The 22,234-nt window shown below is 56.8% G+C and carries 12 protein-coding genes and 2 tRNA genes; 3 read left to right on the top strand and 11 right to left on the bottom strand.

Features of this window, described 5'->3' with window-relative positions:
• Window positions 1–136: 136 nt before the first annotated feature.
• The 4 genes from ACWI8T_RS00745 to ACWI8T_RS00730 all read right to left on the bottom strand — a co-directional run bounded on the left by ACWI8T_RS00745 (window position 137) and on the right by ACWI8T_RS00730 (window position 5,848).
• Window positions 137–1,273: a 5-methyltetrahydropteroyltriglutamate--homocysteine S-methyltransferase gene (locus tag ACWI8T_RS00745; protein ID WP_449137572.1), complete on the bottom strand. Its 1,137-nt coding sequence runs from the start codon at window positions 1,271–1,273 to the stop codon at window positions 137–139.
• A 376-nt stretch (window positions 1,274–1,649) separates the two neighbouring features.
• On the bottom strand, window positions 1,650–2,552 hold the full coding sequence (locus ACWI8T_RS00740; protein WP_288485658.1) for a LysR family transcriptional regulator: 903 nt from the start codon (window positions 2,550–2,552) through the stop codon (window positions 1,650–1,652).
• Window positions 2,553–2,843: 291 nt separating this feature from the next.
• Window positions 2,844–4,910, bottom strand: coding sequence for an elongation factor G (locus ACWI8T_RS00735; RefSeq protein WP_449137571.1), 2,067 nt, complete (start codon window positions 4,908–4,910; stop codon window positions 2,844–2,846).
• Between the two features lie 359 nt (window positions 4,911–5,269).
• Window positions 5,270–5,848, bottom strand: a complete 579-nt coding sequence (locus ACWI8T_RS00730) for a nuclear transport factor 2 family protein (RefSeq protein ID WP_449137570.1) — start codon at window positions 5,846–5,848, stop codon at window positions 5,270–5,272.
• Window positions 5,849–6,120: 272 nt separating this feature from the next.
• On the opposite strand from ACWI8T_RS00730, the gene thiC reads away from it, so the two are divergent.
• Window positions 6,121–7,428: a phosphomethylpyrimidine synthase ThiC gene (thiC, locus tag ACWI8T_RS00725; protein ID WP_449137569.1), complete on the top strand. Its 1,308-nt coding sequence runs from the start codon at window positions 6,121–6,123 to the stop codon at window positions 7,426–7,428.
• Window positions 7,429–7,574: 146 nt separating this feature from the next.
• Here thiC and bilS read toward each other — a convergent pair whose 3' ends face one another.
• The 3 genes from bilS to ACWI8T_RS00710 form a co-directional block, all read right to left on the bottom strand.
• Complete coding sequence (gene bilS / locus ACWI8T_RS00720; protein WP_449137568.1) at window positions 7,575–8,201, bottom strand: flavodoxin family protein BilS; 627 nt, start codon at window positions 8,199–8,201, stop codon at window positions 7,575–7,577.
• 735 nt (window positions 8,202–8,936) lie between these two features.
• Window positions 8,937–9,020 (bottom strand) — tRNA-Leu (locus ACWI8T_RS00715).
• A gap of 246 nt (window positions 9,021–9,266) precedes the next feature.
• On the bottom strand, window positions 9,267–9,788 hold the full coding sequence (locus ACWI8T_RS00710; RefSeq protein WP_449137567.1) for a gamma carbonic anhydrase family protein: 522 nt from the start codon (window positions 9,786–9,788) through the stop codon (window positions 9,267–9,269).
• A 175-nt stretch (window positions 9,789–9,963) separates the two neighbouring features.
• On the opposite strand from ACWI8T_RS00710, the gene ACWI8T_RS00705 reads away from it, so the two are divergent.
• Complete coding sequence (locus ACWI8T_RS00705) at window positions 9,964–10,092, top strand: hypothetical protein (RefSeq protein WP_449137566.1); 129 nt, start codon at window positions 9,964–9,966, stop codon at window positions 10,090–10,092.
• 88 nt (window positions 10,093–10,180) lie between these two features.
• Window positions 10,181–11,176 (top strand): hypothetical protein, encoded by a 996-nt coding sequence (locus ACWI8T_RS00700; RefSeq protein WP_449137565.1) that lies wholly within the window; start codon window positions 10,181–10,183, stop codon window positions 11,174–11,176.
• 138 nt (window positions 11,177–11,314) lie between these two features.
• Here ACWI8T_RS00700 and ACWI8T_RS00695 read toward each other — a convergent pair whose 3' ends face one another.
• From ACWI8T_RS00695 to ACWI8T_RS00680, 4 genes are all read right to left on the bottom strand, one after another.
• Window positions 11,315–11,728 (bottom strand): transposase, encoded by a 414-nt coding sequence (locus ACWI8T_RS00695; protein WP_449137564.1) that lies wholly within the window; start codon window positions 11,726–11,728, stop codon window positions 11,315–11,317.
• 173 nt (window positions 11,729–11,901) lie between these two features.
• Window positions 11,902–13,296: an AlbA family DNA-binding domain-containing protein gene (locus tag ACWI8T_RS00690; RefSeq protein WP_449137563.1), complete on the bottom strand. Its 1,395-nt coding sequence runs from the start codon at window positions 13,294–13,296 to the stop codon at window positions 11,902–11,904.
• Between the two features lie 620 nt (window positions 13,297–13,916).
• Window positions 13,917–13,994: transfer RNA gene (locus tag ACWI8T_RS00685), tRNA-Met, on the bottom strand.
• A gap of 262 nt (window positions 13,995–14,256) precedes the next feature.
• Window positions 14,257–21,636 (bottom strand): Spy0128 family protein, encoded by a 7,380-nt coding sequence (locus ACWI8T_RS00680; RefSeq protein ID WP_449137562.1) that lies wholly within the window; start codon window positions 21,634–21,636, stop codon window positions 14,257–14,259.
• Window positions 21,637–22,234 lie beyond the last annotated feature (598 nt).

Genomic DNA, 22,234 nt, shown 5'->3' with positions numbered 1-22,234 from the left:
GTTGCGCGCAAACAAGGAGCAAGGCGAGAACTCGACGCCATGCCAAAAAAGGCGAGCCAGGAACATATTCCCGGCTCGCCTTTTCTCTATGGTAATTTCCTTGTATCACCGTGCAAGATTGCTAACGCCCGCAACGTTACTCTCCCCACACCTCGGCGGCGATTTCTTGGATGAGCGCGATTTTCGCCCACTGTTCTTCCTCGGTGAGCTTGTTGCCAATCTCGCAGCTCGCGAAGCCGCATTGCGGCGAAAGGTAGAGGTTTTCAAGCGGCACGTACTTCGACGCTTCCTTGATGCGCGCCTTCACCACTTCCTTGTCCTCCAAGCCGGGCTGTTTGGACGTGATAAGGCCGAGCACGACCTTCTTACCCTCGGCGACATGCGCCAAAGGCTCGAAACCGCCCGCACGAGGCGTGTCGAACTCCAGGTAGAACGCGTCGACGTTTTCATGGGCGAACAAATACGGCGCCACCGGGTCGTAGCCGCCCTCGAACGCGTAGGTGGAGTGGTAATTGCCGCGGCATACGTGGGTGTTAATCACGAGGTCTTCGGGCGCGCCTTCGATAGCGGCGTTGTTCAGCGCTACGCCGAGCTCGCTCACCTTTTGGATATCGACGGCCTGCATGCCCGTTTTCGCCACGAAATCGGTATCGCAGTAAATGCCCCACGTGCAGTCGTCGAACTGAATGTTGCGGCAACCCGCGGCATACAAATCGGCGATAACCTGGCGATATGCGTCAGCAATCGCATCGGCAAGCTCCTCGTCGGTCGCATACACGCTGCGCAGGCTTTCCTGCTGGCCATCGCAACGATCGAGCGTCACTTCCGAAAACGTCTGGATGGGCGCAGGAATGGTCTGGCGCGCAACGTGGTCGTCACCAGCGAGCGCCTGCACGAACTTGAAATGCTCAACGAACGGGTGGTTCTCGCCAGAAATCGAGCCCGTTACCACCGCGGTATCGGCCGTGGTTTCCTCATCGTGGAACATATAGCCCTCGCGGCTCGTGCGGCGTTCAATGCCCTGAAGGCCCCACATGAAGTCGAGATGCCAATAGCTGCGACGAAATTCGCCATCGGTCACAACCTTCAGGCCCGCAGCCTTCTGCTTGGCGACAAGGTCGCGAATGGCCACGTCTTCCACAGTCTTGAGCTGGGCGGCGTTGATGATGCCCGCGTTGAAATCGGCTCGCGCCTGTTTCAGCACGTCGGGACGAAGAAAGCTGCCGACGATATCGCAACGAAACGGCGCATTAGTTACAGAATTCGCAGTCATATTTAACCCTCTGTTCGAATTGGTTTAATGTCTGCCGAACAGTATGCAGGTCTGCTTTGCGATTGTGAAATACGAATAACTTTGCTTTTGTGATAGGTTTTTCCTATGGCGGTGGCAAAGAGCGACGAGACAGCCAAGCCTGACGAAAACCGAGCCGCCGGATGCCAGCCCTCGGAACGCGCCACGAGCCCACGGTGCTAAGACGAGCCGCCGAGGCAATGAGTCGATGTCGCCACGGCGCTACCGAGCCAAGCTACCCAAGAGCGCCGTCACACAAACCAGAACGGAAGCATGGGGGCCACCGTTGGGCGGCCTGCGAGAATGCGCCACAAAGTGGTAAGTCACCGCGCGCGCTTCGTTTCGCGCCACCTCGACCCTATTGCGGAATATGTCGTCGAATCGCTTCAACATACGCCGCGCCGTATACCGAACGCTGCGTGCCCTTGCGCGTGACCAGCCCCACTTCCATATACTCATCGATATCGAGCGGCACTGAAATAATCGACGCGCCATTGAGCTCAGCGCTAATCACGCCCGAGCACACCGTATAGCCATTCAGACCGATGAGCAGGTTGAACAGCGTCGCCCTATCGCGCACGCGAATATTTTTGTTGCGATCGAGCGTGGATGTAAGCTCTTCGGAATAGTAGAACGAGTTGAAGCTGCCCTGCTCATATGACAGAAACGGATAATCGGCCATGTCGTCGAGCGTAACCGACGCGCGAGACGCCAAAGGGTGGCTCGAACACACGAAGACATGCGGCTCGGCTCGAAACAACGGCTCGAAAGCCAACTCGTTGGCAGCAAGCATCTTCCCTATGACCTCGCGATTGCGCGCCGACAAGTAGAGCACGCCGAGCTCGCTTTTCATGTGGGCGACATCTTCGATAATCTCGTGCGTTTGTTCCTCGCGAAGCGTGAAATCGTAGCGCGCGGCATCGAACTCGCGAATCACGTCGACGAACGCGTTCACCGCGAACGAATAGTGCTGGCACGACACGCTGAAGTGAGGCACGCGCTGCGCGGGGTTTTTGTATTTGTCCTCGAGCAATTCCGTCTGTTCGAGCACCTGACGTGCATAGCCCAGGAAGGTTTCGCCCTCTTCCGAAACTACCACGCCCTTATTCGTGCGGTCGAAAATATGCACGTTCATTTCCTGCTCAAGGTCGTGAATCGCGCTCGTAATAGAGGGCTGCGAAACGTACAGCCTGCGCGCGGCCTCGGTAATGCTGCCGCATTCTGCGACTTTCGTAACATAAACGAGCTGCTGGAGCTTCATGGGCGGACCTTCCGACGAGTGCGTGCGCCCATGGTAGCGCAAGAACCCGCCAAAACCTGTTAAATGCTCGTAGCGTTTAGCAGGTTGCGTGCGACGAAAACCAAGGCAAGGTTAAAAGGTACAAGGCCGCCTCGTCCCTTGTCCCAAAGAATGTGTTAAATGCTACGAGCATTGAACACATTCCCCGCGCAAAAAATGGGACAGGGGATAAGCCCCTGCCCCATTGCCCACTCGCGAGCAAGAAAATCTGTTAAACGCTGCGAGCATTTAACAGGTTCCATTCGCGAATCGTTAGTTGCCGGCAGCTCGCTTGGCTTCGTATTCAGCGACGAGCTTTTTCTGCACATCGGCCGGAGCCTGCTCATAGCCATCAAGCTCAATGGTGTAGCTGCCCGATCCGCGCGAAATGCTGCGCAGATCCTTCGTGTAGCTCACGACCTCGGCATACGGCACGCGCACCATAATGACCGTCTCGCCAGCATCGTTTGAGTCGGTGCCGATAATGCGACCACGGCGCGTGGAGATATCACCCATTACCGCACCCGCGAACGACTCGCCCACAGCGATGCTCATCGTGGCCATGGGCTCGAGCACCACGGGGGTCGCCTGCTCGCATGCCGCACGGAAGCCGATACGCGCCGCCGTCTTGAACGCCATCTCATTGGAGTCGACCGGATGATACGAACCGTCGAACACGGTGCATTTCACATCGACCATGGGGTAGCCTGCGATAACGCCCTCGGCCATGGCCTCCTGCACGCCCTTATCGACCGCGGGGACCAAGCCGCCCGGAATCGCACCGCCCTTAATGGCGTCGACGAATTCATAGCCGCACCCGGGGTTGGGCTCAAGACGCAGCCAGCAATCGCCGAACTGGCCCGCGCCGCCGGTCTGCTTCTTATGACGACCCTCGGCTTCAGCCGTCTTGCGAATGGTCTCGCGATACGGGATGCGCACCGGAACAAGCTTCGTCTCAACCTTTGCCTGAGCGGCCAAGCGGCTCAAAATAGTATCGATCTGAGCCTCGCCCATCGCCGTAACCACCGTTTGGTGCGTATCTTCATGGCGTTCGATGCGAACAGTCGGATCGTTTTCCGCAACACGCGCAAGGAAAGTTCCCAGCTTGTCTTCTTCCTTCTTATTCACAGCCTCAATGGCGACAGGATACTGCGGAATGGGGAACGGCAGCGGGGCAATGGCAATGCTGCCGCTTTCCGAAAGCGTGTCGCCCGTGCGCGTTTCGACGAGCTTCGGCACCACCACGATGTCGCCCGCCATAGCGCTTTTCACCGGCGTGGTTTCCTTGCCCTTCATCACGCACACATGGCCCAGGCGCTCCTTTTTGCCCGTGCGCGCGTTCAGCAGCTCGAGGCCCGGCACCAGCGTGCCCGAAAGCACCTTCACGAAGCTCAGGCGGCCAACATAGGGGTCGGCCAAGGTCTTGAACACGAAGCACGCAGGCTCGCCTTCTTTGGAAACCTTCACTTCACCGCCGTCGGCCGTGGGAATGGGACCATGCGCTGTGGGGTGCGGGAAGTAGGTGCAAATGTCTTCCATAAGGCCCTGAATGCCCTGTTTGATGATGGTAGAACCCACGAACACGGGAATGAACAGCTCCTGCGCGATGGCCTTGTCGAACAGGCCCTCGAGTTCTGTCTGGGTGAGCTGCTCTTCGCCATCGAGGTATTTCATCATAAGGTCGTCATCGGCTTCAGCAACCAAGTCGCACAACTTGTCGCGCGCCACCTGGGCCTGCTCAAGGTATTCATCGGGAATTTCTTCCACGCGCTCAGAATCGCCTTCGAAGTAGCGCGCCTTCATGCGCAGAATATCGATGACGCCCTTGAAATCTTTGTCAACGCCAATAGGAATGGTCACCACGCCCAAACGCGCGCCGAAGCGGGCGTGCAGCGCGGCCATGATAACGTCGAAGTTTGCATGCTCGCGATCGATGTGGTTAATGAACACCGAGCGCGACAGGCGCATAGTTTCGGCCTCGCGCCACAGCTTCGTGGTCATGACCTGCGGGCCCTCTACGGCGTCAACCACGAACATGGCCATTTCGGCGGCGTGCATGGTTGCGAGCGTGTCGCCAATGAAGTCGGGATGGCCCGACGTGTCGAGCAGGTTGATCTTGTAATCTTTATACGGAATGGGCGCGACCGATGTGCCCATAGTGAACTTGCGTTTGATTTCCTCGGCATCGTAGTCGAGGTACGATTTTCCATCGTGCGTAGTGCCCATGCGCGGCGTTTGGCCGGAAATGTAGAGCATGGCTTCGGCCAGTGAAGTTTTGCCCGCACCATCTTGTCCGACCAACACGATGTTGCGGACATGCAACGTCTCGGGAGCTGCCATTGATACCACCGTCTCTTCCTGGGTTATCCCCTACTCGCAGGTTAACGATGCAATGAATGCTTTTTCAGTGTAACGCAGCGAAACCCCAGGATAAACGGGCATTTCAAGAACTGGCTCCACGCCCCCGGGCGGCTCCATCGAGGCTTTCGGAAGCGACTCCATCGAAGCCTTCCGCGGCGAGTTCCCTATTCGAGCGCGATTGCTCAAAAACGAATTCGCCATTCGAGCGAAGGCACGTGAAAAAACGGGGATTCCCATTCAAACATGCCCATTGAACATGAGGCCGATCGGGCGACGCCACGCGCCAGCACCGCCCCGCTTCGCAGAAAAGCCGCTTGATTGAGCCCCAAGCGCGACGGCTATTCCCTGGGCGCTGGCGGCCACGGGCGAGCGAACTGCTCGCAAAAACGACCGTTCACGCCCTCGCCATTACGCAGGCGACCGTCGGCAGACGCCTCAAGCTGCCCCGCGAAGTTGATGTTGAGCGCCGCCATGCGCCATTCGCCGTCGGCCTCGCGCACTGCTTCAACCTCATAGAACCCGAACGAAAAGCAGTCGAGGACGTCGTCGGCCTTATACGAATCCCACGCTTGAAACGCCGCATGGACCAACGCCCTCTCGCTCGACGCAAACAAAACCTGCTGCACGCCAATAAGGTGAGATGACGTGCGCAACGCCGGCAACAACTTCCCATAGAGCTTCGTGATGCGCGCGCGGCCCTTCAAAGCAGGCATGCCGGGGTTGCACATTTCCCCATCTTCCGTAAACGCAGCGCCCACGCCTTGCGCATCTTGCGCGTCAACGCAGCGCGCATAATGCGCGAGCAGTTCTTCAACCCGATCGCGAGCTTCGATTCGAGCAACACGCTCCTCGAGCGAGGGGCTTTCCGCAAAATGGTCTTCCGCCGTCCGCAATGCGCCCTGCTCGATTTCCTTCATCGCAAACCTTCTTTCCGCCGTTTTCTTCATCGTGCTTTTGTTAGACGGGCAGCACAATTCGTGCCATGCGCCACGCTCCTCCGTTTTCCTTGAAGAAAGGGGCCTTTTCCGCAGTAACTGGTGCAGAATTCGCGCCATACGGCGAAGCGTGTTCGCCCCATGCGCCACGAGCGGCTATACTTGCGCAGAAACCTCGGACAGTAATTGCGGAAAGCGGGCGCGCAAGCGTCGCGGCGAGGCGCAAGGGCTGCCCGTCTATTGAGGGAGCGACCATGACCCAAACCTATTCAACCCAAATGGAAGCCGCCAAGCTCGGCATCGTCACGCCACAAATGGCGCAAGTCGCCGAAGACGAAGGCATCGACGCCGAAGTCGTTCGCGAGCGCGTCGCGCGCGGCACCATTGCCATTCCCGCCAACCACAACCACCCTGCGCTCCACGCGCATGGCGTTGGCGAAGGGCTGCGTACGAAAATCAACGTGAACCTGGGCATTTCCGGCGACGAGCGCGACTACGACTGCGAGATGCAGAAGGTGCGCACCGCGCTTGAGTTCGACGCCGAGGCCATTATGGACCTGTCGAACTACGGCAAAACGCACGATTTCCGCCGCGCGCTCGTGGATATGTCGCCCGCGATGATCGGCACCGTTCCCATGTACGACGCCGTCGGCTACCTGGAAAAAGACCTGGGCAACATCACCGCGCAAGATTTCCTTGACGTCGTGCGCGCACATGCCGAAGAAGGCGTGGACTTCGTGACCATTCACGCCGGCCTCAACCGCAAGAGCATCGATAGCTTCAAACGCAGCGGCCGCATGATGAACATCGTGAGCCGCGGCGGCAGCCTGATTTACGCCTGGATGGAAATGACGGGCAACGAGAACCCGTTCTTCGAGCACTACGACGAACTGCTCGACATTCTGTACGAATACGACGTCACCATTTCGCTCGGCGACGCGCTGCGCCCTGGCTGCGTGAGCGACTCCACCGACGCGGGCCAGGTAAGCGAGCTCATTGAGCTGGGCCTTCTTACCACGCGCGCATGGGAGCGCAACGTGCAGGTCATGATTGAGGGCCCGGGCCACATGGCGCTCAACGAAATTGCGGCCAACATGCAAATCGAGAAAACCCTGTGCCACAACGCGCCGTTCTACGTGCTGGGGCCGCTGGTGACCGATATCGCGCCTGGCTACGACCACATTACGTCAGCCATTGGCGGTGCGATCGCCGCAGCAAACGGCGCTGACTTCCTGTGCTATGTGACTCCCGCCGAGCACCTGCGCCTGCCGAGCGTGCAGGACGTGCGCGAGGGCGTTATCGCCTCGAAAATTGCCGCGCACGCCGCCGACTTGGCGAACGGCGTTCCTGGCGCTCGCGATTGGGACGACCGCATGGCTCGCGCACGCCAGCGCCTCGACTGGCCCGCGATGTTCGACGAGGCCATCGATCGCAAGAAGGCCGAAGAATACGTGGCGAGCACCAACCCGCACGACCCGAGCACCTGCACCATGTGCGGCGCCATGTGCTCAGTGCGCACCATGAACAAAGCCATGAAGGGCGAAAACGTCAGCCTGCTGTAGGCGAAGGGCGCGGGCGAAGCGCCCCAGGAGGTACTCGACGCATGCAACACCAAGAAGGCCAAGGGCACGAACCCTTGGCCTTCTTCTTTAAGCGAACCCACCGCTCGGCAACGCTCACGATCGTCTCTTTCGCTTTAGTCGCGGCGCTACTCGGCAATGCCCTCGAGCGCTTCTTTCGCCGCAGCCGCGATGCGCGAGACGTCATCCTCGTTCGGGTGGCTTTGCGCCTTGTTCCAATTGTCAATCAGCATGCGAGCCTGAGCGTTCTCGGGATCTTTCTCGAGCATGCCCTCGTAGCGGCGCTTCACGCCCATACCCATCTTGCCTTGACACATCGCGCCGCCAATATACTGCGCATCGGCAGGCAAATATGTGCGAACCCTGTCGAGAATTTGCGCGAAATACTCGTCGCTTTCACCGAAACCGCAGGTGCCGAACAGAAAAACGCGCTTCCCCGCAAGGCCCTGAAGAAAATGCTGAACAGCGGGGCTGCATGAGCCCTTGTCACACCAAAAGCCGACGAATACCACGTCGGCCTCGCTCGCTTGTGTGGCAATCGTCGATGTGGAAGACGTCGATTCAACGGGCGCCGATGCAGCTGCGTTGGCACTTTGGCCATTTTCGGCGGCCTCGTCCCCTTCAGCGCCTTCGACATTTTCAGCACCTTTAACGCCTTCCGAGTGCGCCGATTCCACAGCCGCGCCATCCAAATCGAAAGAGGCCGCAAAGCGCACTCCAGCGTCGGTCAATTCGCGCTGCAGCGCATCAGCCACCAATTTGGTGTTTCCACTTTTGCTGCTCACAGCCATAGAACATGTGATATTCAAAACAGCTCCAATCTCTTGACGAAGACACCTTACGCCGAAACGCATCACAAGAAAACTGTGCAGCGTCTCGAGCCCCAGATGGCAGAAAACGCGACAAGGGGGCCTCTCTGCAGACCTCATTACGGAGGGAAAAGCCCGTAAAAGCCCGAACGGAGTAACTAAGTTCAACAAAAGGCCAGGTCACGTAATTTTCCGAAAAGAGCGCCGAAGAATATCCGCCCGAGAAAAGGCCCCATCATGGCGTTTCCTGGCAGCACGCTCCCAAATCCACGCAATCGGGCCCCATTGCGGCGTTTTCTGCCAACGCCGAAAAGAATGCATGCCTTCGACAAGCTTCCATACGCCGAGCGGGAAGGTGTCAACCGCCTGAACGTCGTTTGACTGTCCGAACGCGCATTTCATGCAAGGCCAATGCCACGTTCGCATAGCGGGCTGCTCTTCATTTCTTACATTTCATGCTGGCATTTCATGCTGGCGTCGAAAGCGTAGGCCCCTTAAGTCGAGATCGTCGACCCCTCAAAAGAAACCAACTTCAAAAGGAAGCTGATTTCCTCCTTTTGAAAACGGGAGCGCGGCCGAAGCGGAATTCGTGCCGAGACGTAGGCCTTTGTTCGTGCCGAGACGTAGGCTCTTAAAAAGAAAAAGCCGACTTCCTTAGAAGCCGGCTTTTCAGATTCAGAATGGTGCCCGAGGCGAGAGTCGAACTCGCACGTCTTTCGACAACGGTTTTTGAGACCGCCGCGTCTGCCATTCCGCCACTCGGGCGCGAAATCGAATTATACCCGATGTTCCCGAAAGCGCAAACCGAAATTTCAGAGCACGCGCAAAAAGCAATGATACGGGCCGAAAATCGTTAGGACAGGCACGAAAGCCGAAACAAGGCGACTTCGGTCCGAAAACGCCAAAGCGAGACGATCATTCGGTTCGAAGACGCCGAAAAAGATGCCCATTCGGCTCCTGGGGACCGATGCGACGCACTATTCGCGGCGAACCCAACCGCTCAGAAACTCGCTAACCTACAATTTTGACGTTGTTGGCGTACTCGCTCGCGTCATCGGTATACACCGCCGCATTTTTCCTCTGGCGCTGAAGCTCTTCTTCGGTAAACGTGCGCTTGACCACGCCAGGAACGCCTGCAACCAGCGAGCGCTCGGGAATCACGGCATGCTCTTTGACCAGCGCGCCTGCGGCGATAATGGAACCGCGACCGACGCGGGCACCGTTCATAACCGTGGCATGCATGCCCACAATAACGTCGTCCTCGATGGTGGCGCCGTGCACGATGGCGTTGTGCCCCACCGACACGCGCTCGCCGATGGTGATGGGCAAATCGTAATCGGCATGGAGCATGGCGTTGTCTTGCACGTTGCTGTCGCGGCCGATGGTGATGGACGCGACTTCGGCACGCACCGATGCGCCGAACCATACGGAAGTGTTTTCCGCCAAATGAATATCGCCGGAAAGCGTGGCGCTGTCGGCGATAAACGTAGCTTTTTCCACATCAGGACGCATGCCCTTGAATTCGATGATCATGGTGTTCCTCCCTCTTCTTAAGCATGTCGCAACAGGAAATGTGCGACATGGTTCACGGATGGTATCAGAGCCCATTCCCCACACATATGCTCAAGTGTCCGCAATCCGACGAGCGCGACCATGCAGCATGCTCGTCGGCGACAAAACGAGGAGGGCAGCTACCCAGAGGCGCCTCATGGGCATCAACGAATCGCCCGACCGCTTCATCGGCAAGCCAACCATCCAAAAAACCACCGCTTCCTCTTTTAGCCGTTTGGGACTTTGCGCGCTCGCCATTTGGGCCGCAGAGTACTTCGCGCGCTAGCGCGAACGCAGCACAATCGTCTTGAAAGCCGAACTGGCGCGATGGACGCCGAAGGGAGAGCGCTTTTATCGCGATGCGAAAGGAAGTGATGGGAATGATGAAACCCATGACGAAGAAGATTCTGCTGGGTGCGCCCGCAGTCGCACTGTCCGCGGCGCTTGCATGCACGATGGTCGCATGCGGCGGTGGCGGCGGCGAGCAGGGCGAATCGGGCGGCGATGCCGCCGCCAGCAAATCGGCCTACGAATCCCAGAAGATTGAAGTCGAGGGCTTCACCGTCGAATCACTCGCCGATGGCACGTACTATCGCGGCGAGTTCTATGAGCAAGATGGCTTCTGGCTGCGCGTACGCATCACGAACACGAGCGACAAACCGCTTGATCGCTTCAGCTTCACCACGAACGCTGCTCCCGGCAACCTTGAACCGGGCGATAGCATTTTCAATACGTTCACCGCGTATGTCGAAGAAATTGAAACCCCGCCGGCGGAGCTTTGCAAAGACGCCCAAACAGAGGGCAACCCGACCATCGCACCTGGCGAAAGCGTTGAGTGGGTGTATTTCTGGGTCGTTGACAACAACTACTATGGGCCCATTACCGTCGAATTCGAGAATGACGTATCGGGCGGCACCAACCCCAGCGTGATGCACTTCGACACCACGGGATGCGAGACCGACGAATACAAGGCAGTTAAGGAAAAGGCCGACGAAATCAAGGCCCTTGGCGGCGTCGATTTCGAAACCTATAGCGCAAAAGCCGCCGATGGCTGGACGCTTACCGAAATGGACGAGAAGCACAGCGATGCCGAATTCAGCCTCGATGCCGTAGATGATGGGCACGTCGACGTGTATACCGCCTCCAAAGACCCGATGGGTGAAGCCAAGCTCGCCCAGAACAACATGGGTGGCGGCGAGATTGACGAAGTCGAAATCAATGGCGTAACGTGGACGCGCTTCGTCGCTACGCATGGTGCCACGTACCTGTATGCCGAAGCGTCGAACGGCACGACGGTCAGCATCTATGCCAACAGCAATCTTACCTGGGAAGATGCCCTGCCCATGTTCGAAATGGTGACTTTGAAGTAACGAGACGCCGCAACTATTCGAATACGAATGCGACTCGCATAGCGTTATCGCTCAACAACAGCAAAGGCCGATTCCGAGTTTTGAACTGCGCTCCATTTCTGCAAAGGACCCCGTTTCCTGAACGGCAAAAGAAGTGAATCAGACGGCCCGGCTGAGCCTGTACTCGACCGGGCTGCTTCCGTCCAGGCGTCTCTTGATGCGCACGTTGTTGTACCAGTCGATATACTTCTCCAAATTCCCCTCGAAGATATCGGGGTCGTCTCCCTCCCAATCGTAGTAAAGCTCGGTCTTGACTATCGAAAAGAAGTTCTCGGCCTTCGCGTTGTCGAGGCAGTTTCCTTTGCGGGACATGGACTGGGCGATCCCCATCCGCTCGAGCGCGAGTCCGTAGGCGGGCATCTGGCGCTGCCGGCCCATGTCTGAATGCAGCAACGGGGCGTCTTCGCCATCGAGCCCGCCCTCGAGGCCCGCCGGCATCTCGAGGATCATCTTCATGTTCGGGGACCTGGATATCGAGTAGGCGACGACCTCGTCGTTGTAGAGGTCAACCACGGGCGAAAGGTAGAGCTTCGTACCTTGAATTCGGTGATTGAATCTGCCCCGGATCCGTTACCACCCCAACTGTTCAGGATAGCGCAGCCAATTCATCTTGGGATTTCTGGACATCCTCGACCCTTTCGGGACATTGCCCGCTAATGCTCCGAAAGAGGATTGCGTCCGCCTTCTTATTTCGTTCTAACATACTTTCTTGCTCGCGTTTCGCCCATCCCCAGCAACTCACCAGCGCTGACCTTGTCCGATATATGCCTCCGCACCGTCCGCTCAGTCACATGCGCAATATTAGCCACCGCCGCCACGGTTACATGACCATAAGACTCCAACATGCGCTCTATAACCCAATCAACATCGAGCTTCTGACTTGATTCTGAGTTCGATGCCACGGGAACCCGAGCCTCAAACACATCACCCTCGATAAGCTCGGGCTGACCACCCCCATAGGCCCAGGAATACTTAAACAAATTCCTCGTGCCGCTTCCCAGCGATTCCGCCCGTCCAATATTGTTAAAAAACTCAGCGATAATAGGATTTTTAGGTAGCGGATTAAAGCGTCCCGGCGATAGCTTACCGACAAAGCGAGGCCGGCTCGCATTCTCCGTTCGAATGCTTCCCATATCGATAACCATTTTTGCAGGATAGGGATTGGTGTACTCGCGATGGACAAGCGTATTCGCAATCAGCTCACGCGAAATAACATCTCTCAAGCTTATCGACTGCGTCCCATCGAGAAAAAATTTATCAGACAGATGCTTTTGCGCAAAACCCAAGAGGGCATCATAAGCCTCAATGAGATTAGTCTTCACGACGATGCGATCGTCATAACGATCAACGTCGTTGCGTTGAACGTACGCGTCGGTCTTGTACGCTGGCGCAATGCTGGCAATTACATCGTCCTTGCCAAGCAAAAGTGCAGCGGCAAGCGTATACCCCTCGCGACCCGTCTCGTAATCTTTGAGATACAGATTTGCGCTGCGCAGCAGCTCCTCGTCGTCCATCTCGGACCAAGGGTGGTTAGAGCGTTTTGCCGCAGCCATTTTCCTAACACGCGCAAGCAGGTCAAGGCGCAAGTCACTTATTCCGAGGTAGGGATAGACCTTCCGTTCGGAATAGTATTCCTGTTTGCGGATGTATATAGCCGCGAGTTGTGTATCGGTCACAACTTTTCGATCCGTATCGGCAATCCTGTCATATACAACACCCTTCAATCTATGAACGACAGGACCAACCGTGACCCATATACGCAAAATTAGCTTCTCATTAAATTCCACTCTTTCAAACTCAACAGCGGGCGGAACATTAAAGAAGCTCGGGTCATTCAGTCGGTTTGCTATGTTGCGTTCGATTTCAACAGCACGATCTGGATCAACCCCGATAGCCTCGGGCTTGCACGTACCAGATTTCTCGGCGTCAACAATTCCTAGAAAGACATTGCCTCCCTGCCTATTTGCGAATGAGCAAATCGTCTCAAACGTGTCAATCTCCGGCATATTCCCGCATCGCTTGAATTCAACGGAAGTCCCCTCCCCTTGAACGAGAATCAGCCTGATGTCATCTAAGGTCATACCGATCGCCTCCCAATTGGTCACCTTTAGGACATTTTAGCCGTCTTCGGGACATATTCGTGATCTTTTAGGACATTGTCCGCAAATGTCCCCAAAGGTGACAAACGTAACCGCGTAAACACGATTCGGCAAGTCGGCAGCGGAGTCGATGCAGGAGAAGTCAGACCATCTACACTCGAGGTCACGTCGATTCATAATACAGCGCGCCACAAATTGAATAAGCCGAGCAGGAGAGCCGCATACAGCGAAAATCCAAGAAGAAGCATCGACGCCCTCTGGGCCAATCGCTCGCGAGCTTTTCGGCGTACTGCCTAAACAGGCGCACGTCGATTTTTCCTCATCGCCACCAAAATCGACGCCACAGGCAGCCTGGACGGCCGCATTGTAGGTAATGCACCGTCACATATCCGGAATATCAAGATTTCTTTCCCCGCCGAAAGTGTTTTACTTTCGAAAAACGCCCAATTTCGCAAATCTCCACAATTTTCGGTGGATTTTTGCTTTTATTGCCAGGGATTGCGAAAACTATTCTTCTCAAATTCTTCTCCAGGAGTGAATTCGAGAGTCGAAAATAAAAAAAGCAGGCCAGAACTTTTACCGCTCTGACCTGCTAAAACTTTTGGTCGCGGGGACCGGATTTGAACCGATGACCTTCGGGTTATGAGCCCGACGAGCTGACCAGACTGCTCCACCCCGCAATATGTTAGGTGCCTTAAGGCAAGAAAATATATTACCAGCCTCGGCGATTAATGCAACACCGAATTTCCGAGAATACCCGCCAATCACCAGTTCTTCACAATCGAGGCCAGATAGGCAGTTGCTTCTCAATCATAATGAGAATTTCGTCACCCAAACGCGGAATGATCGCTCGTCCCTTGCAAGCAATAAGAACTTCGGCACCTAAACGTAGAACGGCCCCGATTCCTCGGGGCCGTTCCATTCACTATCGCTCGCCCTTCGCTAGCTGCGACGACGCCAGCAAGCAGCCGCGCCGCACACCACCAGCGCAAGCCCAGCCGCAACCGCAGCCGCACCAAGCATCAACCCAGCATCGTCAGCCGTCTTCGAGAACAGCTTCGCAACCGGATTCTTCGGCGTCGTTGCGCCACCGCCCGGCGTGGGCGTAGGAGCAGACGGCTCGGTATAGGAATTCTTGAACGTCGGGGCCGCGCCATCGTCGTAAGTCACCGTCGCGACCAAATTCCCCTGACCATCGTCGACCACGTTCACGACAACTCGGTACGTCGCGGTATCGTAGGTCACATTCGCCTGCTTATCGTTCACCTCGGAAATCGTATACACGTAGGTGCCAGGCTCCGCAAACGTCAGCGCGGGGAACGCAACCGATCCCGCAGCATCGTTCTTCGCCTGATAAACCGTACCGTCTTCCGCAGTCAGCACAAAGGTGAACTGGCCATCGGCCAAGGCCCTGCCACTCAACACCTTCGTTGCGCCAAGTACCACACTCGTCGTGCTGTGCGCGTACGTATTCACAAACGCAGCATTGGCATCATCCGTGGTGAGTGCATGCTCAACCACCAAGCTACCTTCGCCGTTATCGACCACCCTCGTGTGAATCGCGATCGATTTGCCGTCGAACGTCACACCATTATGCGTCGTGCCAGCGCCCACCTCGCGCAGAACGTAGTCGTGTTCGCCAGCCGTCGTATACCTAACCGCGCTCATAGCCACGTTGCCCACAGCGTCATTCGCGCCCCGCGCCACAACCTGACCGTTTTCAACTAGCTCGAAAAGGAACTCGCCCTCGACCAGCTCGCGCCCCACGAGCGACTTCGAGACCGTAATCTGGCCGGTTACGCTCGAATCAACGGGGGTAACGCTGTACGCATTGGTGAACTCGAACATCGGCTTGGTCTCGTCGCCGACACGTTCAACCGTCAGCTCGCCCTTGCCGTTATCAGTCACCTTGAAGCTCACCGTTTTCACGCTGGTGTCGTTGGTAACACCAGGCGCGCTGCCGGTTTCGGTAATCGTATAGGTGAACACATGGGAGCGAACCGTGGCAGTTTGCGCCGCAGGAGCAGCACTCTGAACGCTCGCCGCCGCATTATCGGTTGCCGCATTGGCAGTCGGTGCAGCGTTGACAGAAGCCGCAGGAGCTGTCGCCTGGTTGTCGGCATTGCCGCTCGGAGCTGCATCGCTTGTGCCGGAAGCGATGTCAACCGCTGCAGGCTCAGCGCCGCCCGCCGCAGCAAGCCCAACCGCATCGTCGCTCACAGGAACCGCACCCTGGCCAGCGCCGTCGGCATTCGCCGCACCATCGGCAGCATTGCCAGCAAGATCATCGCCCGTCGCCGCCTGCCCAGGCGTTGCGGAATCGCCCGCAACCCCGACGCCCGCGGTCGTGCCCGCAGCCACAACATCATTCGCGGCAGGAGCTGCAGACTGAATGCTTGCCGCGCCAGTGTCAGCAGTCGCTCCTTGCTGCGTGGCGCCCAGCGCCTTGTTCAGAGCATCGAGCGTAAACACGATTTTGCCGAAATCGATGCTTCCGTTAACATCGTTCGTCGCGGTCACACGTTCGGGCATGGGAGCGCCATCCTCGTTCGCCGTAATGGAGAACGTGAATTTGTCCGTGATGTCGTTCGGAGTCAAGCCTTCGGCGCGGCTCAAATGCTTCACGCCCGTCACGCTCACCGACGCATCGCCCGTTCCGTACGTGTTCTCGAAAGCCAACCCCTTATCGCCAGCCTCGATAGTCACAGCAAGCGCGCCAGAACCGGCATCGACAGCATTGATGGTGAACGGAATCGACTGAGTCGTTGCGGTAATGCCACGATTGGAGAGCCCATCGGTCTTCTCGTACGCAACACACAGAATAGTCCAAGTCGCAACGCCCTCGTCGCTCGTCATCTTCGTGGCAGAGCCCTTCGCGACCAGCTCGTTCAGTTTCGGCGTGTCGAAATTCAGCGCGCCGAACGCAACCGTGCCGTCGGCCGCATTCGTTGCCGTAAGCACGTCGCTACCCGCCGCTTCACCGTTGGCATACCGCACGCCAAAGGCGAACTCGCCTTCAACCAGCGCGCGACCGCTCAGGGTTTTCGTCGCATTCACATCAACGCTTCCCGAAGCGGAATAGCTGTTTACAAACGCAACCTTTGCCGCATCGGCGGCCGGGCTTTCGCCTGTCTTGTAGGTATACGTCGCAGCGTCGACGGTGGTGGAAACCGTCGTGGTCGCCGTAAGCGTTGCCGTAGCGGGATCGTCACTCACGGAAATCGTCACGGTGCGAACTGCCGTATCGAAGATGTAGCCGCCGCCCGCCTTACCAAGCTCGGAAACGGTATACGTGAACGTTTTGCCCGCGTCGAGCTGTGTGAATTCCACATCGCTGCACACTGGCACGCTCGCCGCCTTACCATCCTTGGCAGCAGGCATATCGAACACCTTGCCGTTCATGGTCAGACCAAGCACTGCAGCCGACGCCTCGTCGTTAGGCACAACCTGAATCTGGAACTGGCCCTGGGTCATGTCGCGGCCGTTCAAGGTCTTCGTCAGCGTCAGTCCACCAGCAGCCGTGTAGTTGAGGCTTGTTTCGTACTTGTTCACGAATGTGCCGTTCTCGGTCGAGGACGTAGCAACCAGGTGGCCCTCGCCGTCGTCGGTCACCGTCACATAAATCTTCGCGACATTCGTGCTGTATTGGATACCAACCTTCGCGGGGTTGGGCACAATCTCGCGCACGGCATAGACGAACGTCTTGCTCGTGACTGCGCTGCCATCGACAACCATATTGCGCGTCGTGAACGTGATGTTGCCAAAATCAAACACCACTGCCTCGCCATCTTTAGCGCTCGTCGACTGAGCAGTCGCAGTCGCGCCGCCGGAAGGCATGGGAGCGCCTTGGGTTTCGGCCGTAATTTCAAACGAGAAGCTATCGTCTTCGATCCAATCGCGGCCCTCAAGAACCTTGTTCAAACCGAAGTTCGTCGTGGCATATTCCGTATTTGCCGGTGCGTAGGTATTCGTGAAAGCCACCGTCGGAGTGCCGCTTTCGACCAGCTTGCCGTCGACATACGTCGCCACGTCAAGGCTTATGCCGTCCTCCAGGCTTACGGCAATCTCAACCTTATGAGTCGCTTCGTCATAGGTCACGCCTGCAAGCTTGCCACCGTCGCCGGGAACAACTTCGCTCACGACGAACTCGAACGTTTTGCCCGCGTCGGCTTGCGTAAACTTGATGCCGTCAATTGGCTTCATGACGTCGGCCACGCCTGCGGCGCAATCGTTCGGGTTGCTGAACTGGAGCACGCCACCGCAGCCTTCGTCAATGCGCTTGAGCAGCGCCTTCGAGGCATCATCGGCTCCTTCGATGCTAAAGGCGAATTCGCCCGCATGCATCGTGCGACCCTCAAGCGTCTTCTCCACCGCAAGGCCACCAAAGCTACCGTACGTCTTTTCCTCGGAATACACGTTGGTAAAAGTCGCCCCACCGTTGTAAGAGACCTCGGCCTGCAAAGTGCCCGAATGGTCGTCGGTCACCTTAACCGTTACCGTGCATTCATGGGCATCAAACGCGATATGGCTCGACTGCGCAGCTTCGGAATTCAGCGCCTCGCCGCAGTAAGCGTTCTCGACCATTTTGAACGTGTACGTGCCAGGTTTGTTAAACAACAGTTCATCGAAGTTGAAAGTCTTCGAATCGCCATTCGCCAAACCGCTTACCGTTGCCTGCTTCGCAAAATCGGCGCCGAACGCGTCGGTCGCGGCTTTGTTAGCCGGCACCAGGCTGAACCCAAAGCTCTCAGCTTCGGTCATCGCACGACCCTCGAACACCTTTGCGCCAGAAATCGTGGCCACAGCGGGTTCGGGGCTGTAGATGTTTTCGAATGCGAACGCCTTCGCGTCGCTCAGAACAGCTTCCGCATCGGTCGTGGCACCCTGCTTAGAGTACGCAACGCTCAGCTCGATATGGGCATTATCACCCACGACCTCGCTCTTCACCATAACGGTCGCCTGCCACACTGTGGGGTCATACGTCACGCCGGGCAAACCTTGGCCAGCAGCCAGGTCTTTCGCATCGACCCACGCATTGCCGACCTTCACCACTTCAGTAATTTCGTAGACATACGTCTTGCTTTGCGCGCCACCCAAATCGCTCAGACTGAACGTCGCCTGGGGGAACGCGATGCCTCCGCCCGCCGAAACTGTCGACACCACGCCGCGGTAGTCAACGCCGGCGGCGGTTTTACCCGTCACGGCCTCGACGCCATCCTCCTCAGGCAACGGAGCCGAAGCGTCAGTCGTTTTCACCATCACGAAGAACATGCCCGACTCAAGCGTGCGCTGACCTGTTGCGTCGTTCCACGTTTTCGTACCACTCGGGTTCCACGTCACGCTCTTGTCGCTGAACGTGTTCGTAAACGCAGCGAGCTCGGCGGCCTCGGGAGTTTTGAATTCAACGCCGTTATCGTCCGCAAGCTTCGTCATAGCAGATTCAACCGAAAGCGTGCCATCATGCTTGTCGGCGACAACAGCTTTCACCTCGTACAAAGCTTGCGACATGGAAACGCCCGGGTTAACGGTGCTCATTTCTTCCGATTCGTAAATCTGGTAGATATACGTGCCAGGCTGCGTGTACACGATGTCGCCGAAATGGAAACCGACTTGCGTGCCCGTCGGCGTGCCTTCGAGCTGCGTTACCTCAAGACGAGCCACGCCATCGCTTGCACCTTCGGGCATTGGAGCGACCACAGACGTGTTGGCATCTTTCAGCACAAACGTGAATTTGTCACTGGACAGCCAATCGCGGCCGTTGAGGGTCTTCGCGCCCGCAAGCGCAGTTTCGCCTTTCAGCGTACCCTGCGCGGCATACGTGTTCACGAACTCGGCCTTCGCAACCTCGCCCGCTACAACCGTGCCCGTCGCGGCAATCGCCTTGCCTTCGGCATCAGCCGGAGACGTCTGCGAGAAACCAGGGTTCGCATGCGTCAGCGAGCCGTCGTCGGCAGGCACATTCAGCAGCTCCTCAACCGAATAGGCGGCATTCGGAGCAACGCCATACACGTACAGCGTTTCATCGGCCTTGATCGAATGCGTTGCCTTTCCATTCTCGTCAAACGTCAGCTCAAACGGGTCGCCGCACACGTCTTCCGCAGCGTTCTTCACTTCGGCATGCAGCGTTTTACCCGCCGCAGCCTCTACCGTGAGCTCGAAATCAAATGACTTGTCGGAATAAGCGGCCGCATCGAAACCCTCGGGCATATCGAGCGTCTTCGAAACCGCCAACGTTCCCGGAATTTCAACCGACAGCTTGCCGTTGTTGCCCAAATGCGGAATAACCGTCGTCGCAGCCGAGGTCGACGTCTCGCTGTTCCACTTCGGGTTCAGCACGTCAGTCGCCGTGCCGGTGATATTTTCCGCCTTCGACTTCGCGAGTTCATCGATATACGTCAAACGTGCCGTGCCGGCCTTGAAATAGGCATTGCCGCTGGCGTCGTACGCAATGGCGCCCGAGAACTGCTCGGCCGTGCCAGATGGGAAGCTGATGACCTCGGTTTTCTCGACAGCCTTGTCGCCTTCGCCCATCGCAAAGAAATGATACTGGTAGTAATGCGTTCCGCCCGCCTCGATTGCGCCGCGAGTCGCAGGCTGCGTGCACGCTTCGTCAGCATAAATGGGCGTATCGCTCGTGAAGTAGTAATACGCATTGCCCTTAGAAGGATTGAAGTGCGAAACGGTATCGCCCAACGCGGCACCCGGGGTGAACGCATTCGCGTAGTAATTCACCTTGCCGTTTTCGGTGTTGGCCGCGATGTATTTCGCCATGGCTTCATCGGGGTTCGCGACAAGCGCAAGCGCATCGGACTTAATGCTCGACGTGAAGAAAACGCGCAGCGGATACGTATCGCTTACCGTCATAGTGCCCGCAGTTTCGTTCACATTGAAGTTGCGCAGCGGAATAAGGCCCGCGGGAACTTTAACCTGGACCTTATCGCCTGTGGCCACATCGCTCGATTTCGTCACGGTGATCACGATATTGCCCAGGCTCGCAGTTTTGCCGTTCAGTTCGGTCGTGCCTGCAAATGTGTAGGTGTCGGCGGTATCGGTCGTGGTTTTCGTCACGTCGCTAAACACATGGTTGTTCACCACAACCGCCTTGAACGCGTCAACCTGCATGTACGAGCCCAGCGAGTCGTCGAACGTGATGTAGCCATCGCTCATCTCAAAGCCCTCGCGAGCGTCGGTGGGATAGCCCGCGCCCTTCACGATTTCCTTCGAGATGTCTTCGAAGATTTTCGAGAGCTCGCTGGCACTCGAAGCAGACTTATAGAAGTCGGAACCTTCAGCGCGATTGCCGAAGCTCCACTTCCACTCGCCACTCAACCAGTATTGTGTATAGGTATAGGCAGCTGCAGGATAGTTGCTCGAAGCCGCCTGCATGAACTTGTTTTCGTTGGTGGTTGCATTCACATCGGCGCTCGGGTTCGCGCCATCAAAAATGCCGATGGTATACACCGAGGCGCCCGCGTCTTTCATGGTTTTCGCGGCGGCAATGGCGTCAGAGGCAACCCCATTCGAGAATTCACTTTGAGTCGTCGGCGTACCATCGGTAAAGAAAATCACAATCTTTTTTGCATCGGAACGCTTGGAGGTTTGACCCTGCGCAAGCTCCATGCCAGCAGCCGCATTCGTAGCACCCGCCGGTTTAATGGCGTTGATGGTGTCTTTAAACGAGCTCTTCGTCGTTTCGCTGCACGCCGTCATGTTTTTCATGACCTGGCTGTAGTTGTATGTGTACCTACCCTCGCGATACGTGTCGTTGCCAACCTTATTTGACTTCTCGCCGGCGAACTTCACGATAGAAACCTGATGCTGCTTCGATGCGTCGGAAATGCTCGCATTTTGCGTTGCAATCTCGTCGATAAACGCGTTTGCGGCATTCTTCAGCGCATCGATGCGTTTTCCGCCGGTCATGTCGTCATCCATAGATCCCGATGCGTCGAGCACAAGCACGATGTCGAGCGGCGTGGTCGACGTCGACGCGATGTTCGATGTAGAAGAAAGCACCGAAAGCGCCGTGATGAAATCGGAATCGCCCTTAGAAACCGTAGCGCTCATGGCACCTGAAATGCCAATATCGTTAGTCGATACCGTTTTGTCGGTCCAAATACGACCGATATTTTGGGTCGTATTTTCGACGACGCCAGACCAATCGCCCATCGTCGATGCGTCGGCGATCGTCTCAATGTTTGCTGCCGCGCGAATCTGTTCCGCGCGCGACGACGCGCTCGATTCGTCGGCCAAAGCCGTGCTCCCAATCAAGGGAAGCAGTGCGAATGCGAGCAGCGCCGCAATCGCCATTTTCAATCGCTTCATGGTGTGGCCTCCTTCATGCTTCCCGCCTTATGCGCCCATTGCTTGACCCTTCCTACTTTCATGCACGGTTCCTTTCGCCCAAAGATAGTCACCATGATTATTCGATCCCTTTTGTTTCTGCGGAAGTGCCATTTCGCAACGAAAATGGCCAAAATGGGCCGCGATCTACTTTCATTTCCTACAAAGAAAGCCTTGACGCCGGAAGGTTCGCATGTGCGACGCGACACGCAAAAAGAGGGCCGTATTTACGAACCCTCTGAAGAAAACGCAGGTAGAAACAAAGAAGTCAGCTTTTGCGCCTGGAACGCACGCTTAGCCCACAGCGACCTGTCGCCATCGCCGCTACGAAAACGTTACGTCCGCCGGGTTCCGGAGGCGCGAATGGTCGCTTCTATATGAGAAACTTTTATATACTTATATATCTCTTAGTTACTAACATTCGTTTAAAAAGCTTGCTTCTATTTCAATGTAGGAGCTTTTTAGAAGCTATTGACTCCCAACATTGCAATTGCGCGACATGCGGCTGGGCTGCGTTGTTGTGCGGCGCGCATTCAACTACAATCGACGGCGAAATCGAAATTCCGACCAAGGGAGGAAA

This window comes from Slackia sp., from assembly GCF_977041755.1.
Note: the sequence above shows the minus strand (reverse complement) of the source record. Positions and strands in the feature narration are given on the sequence as shown.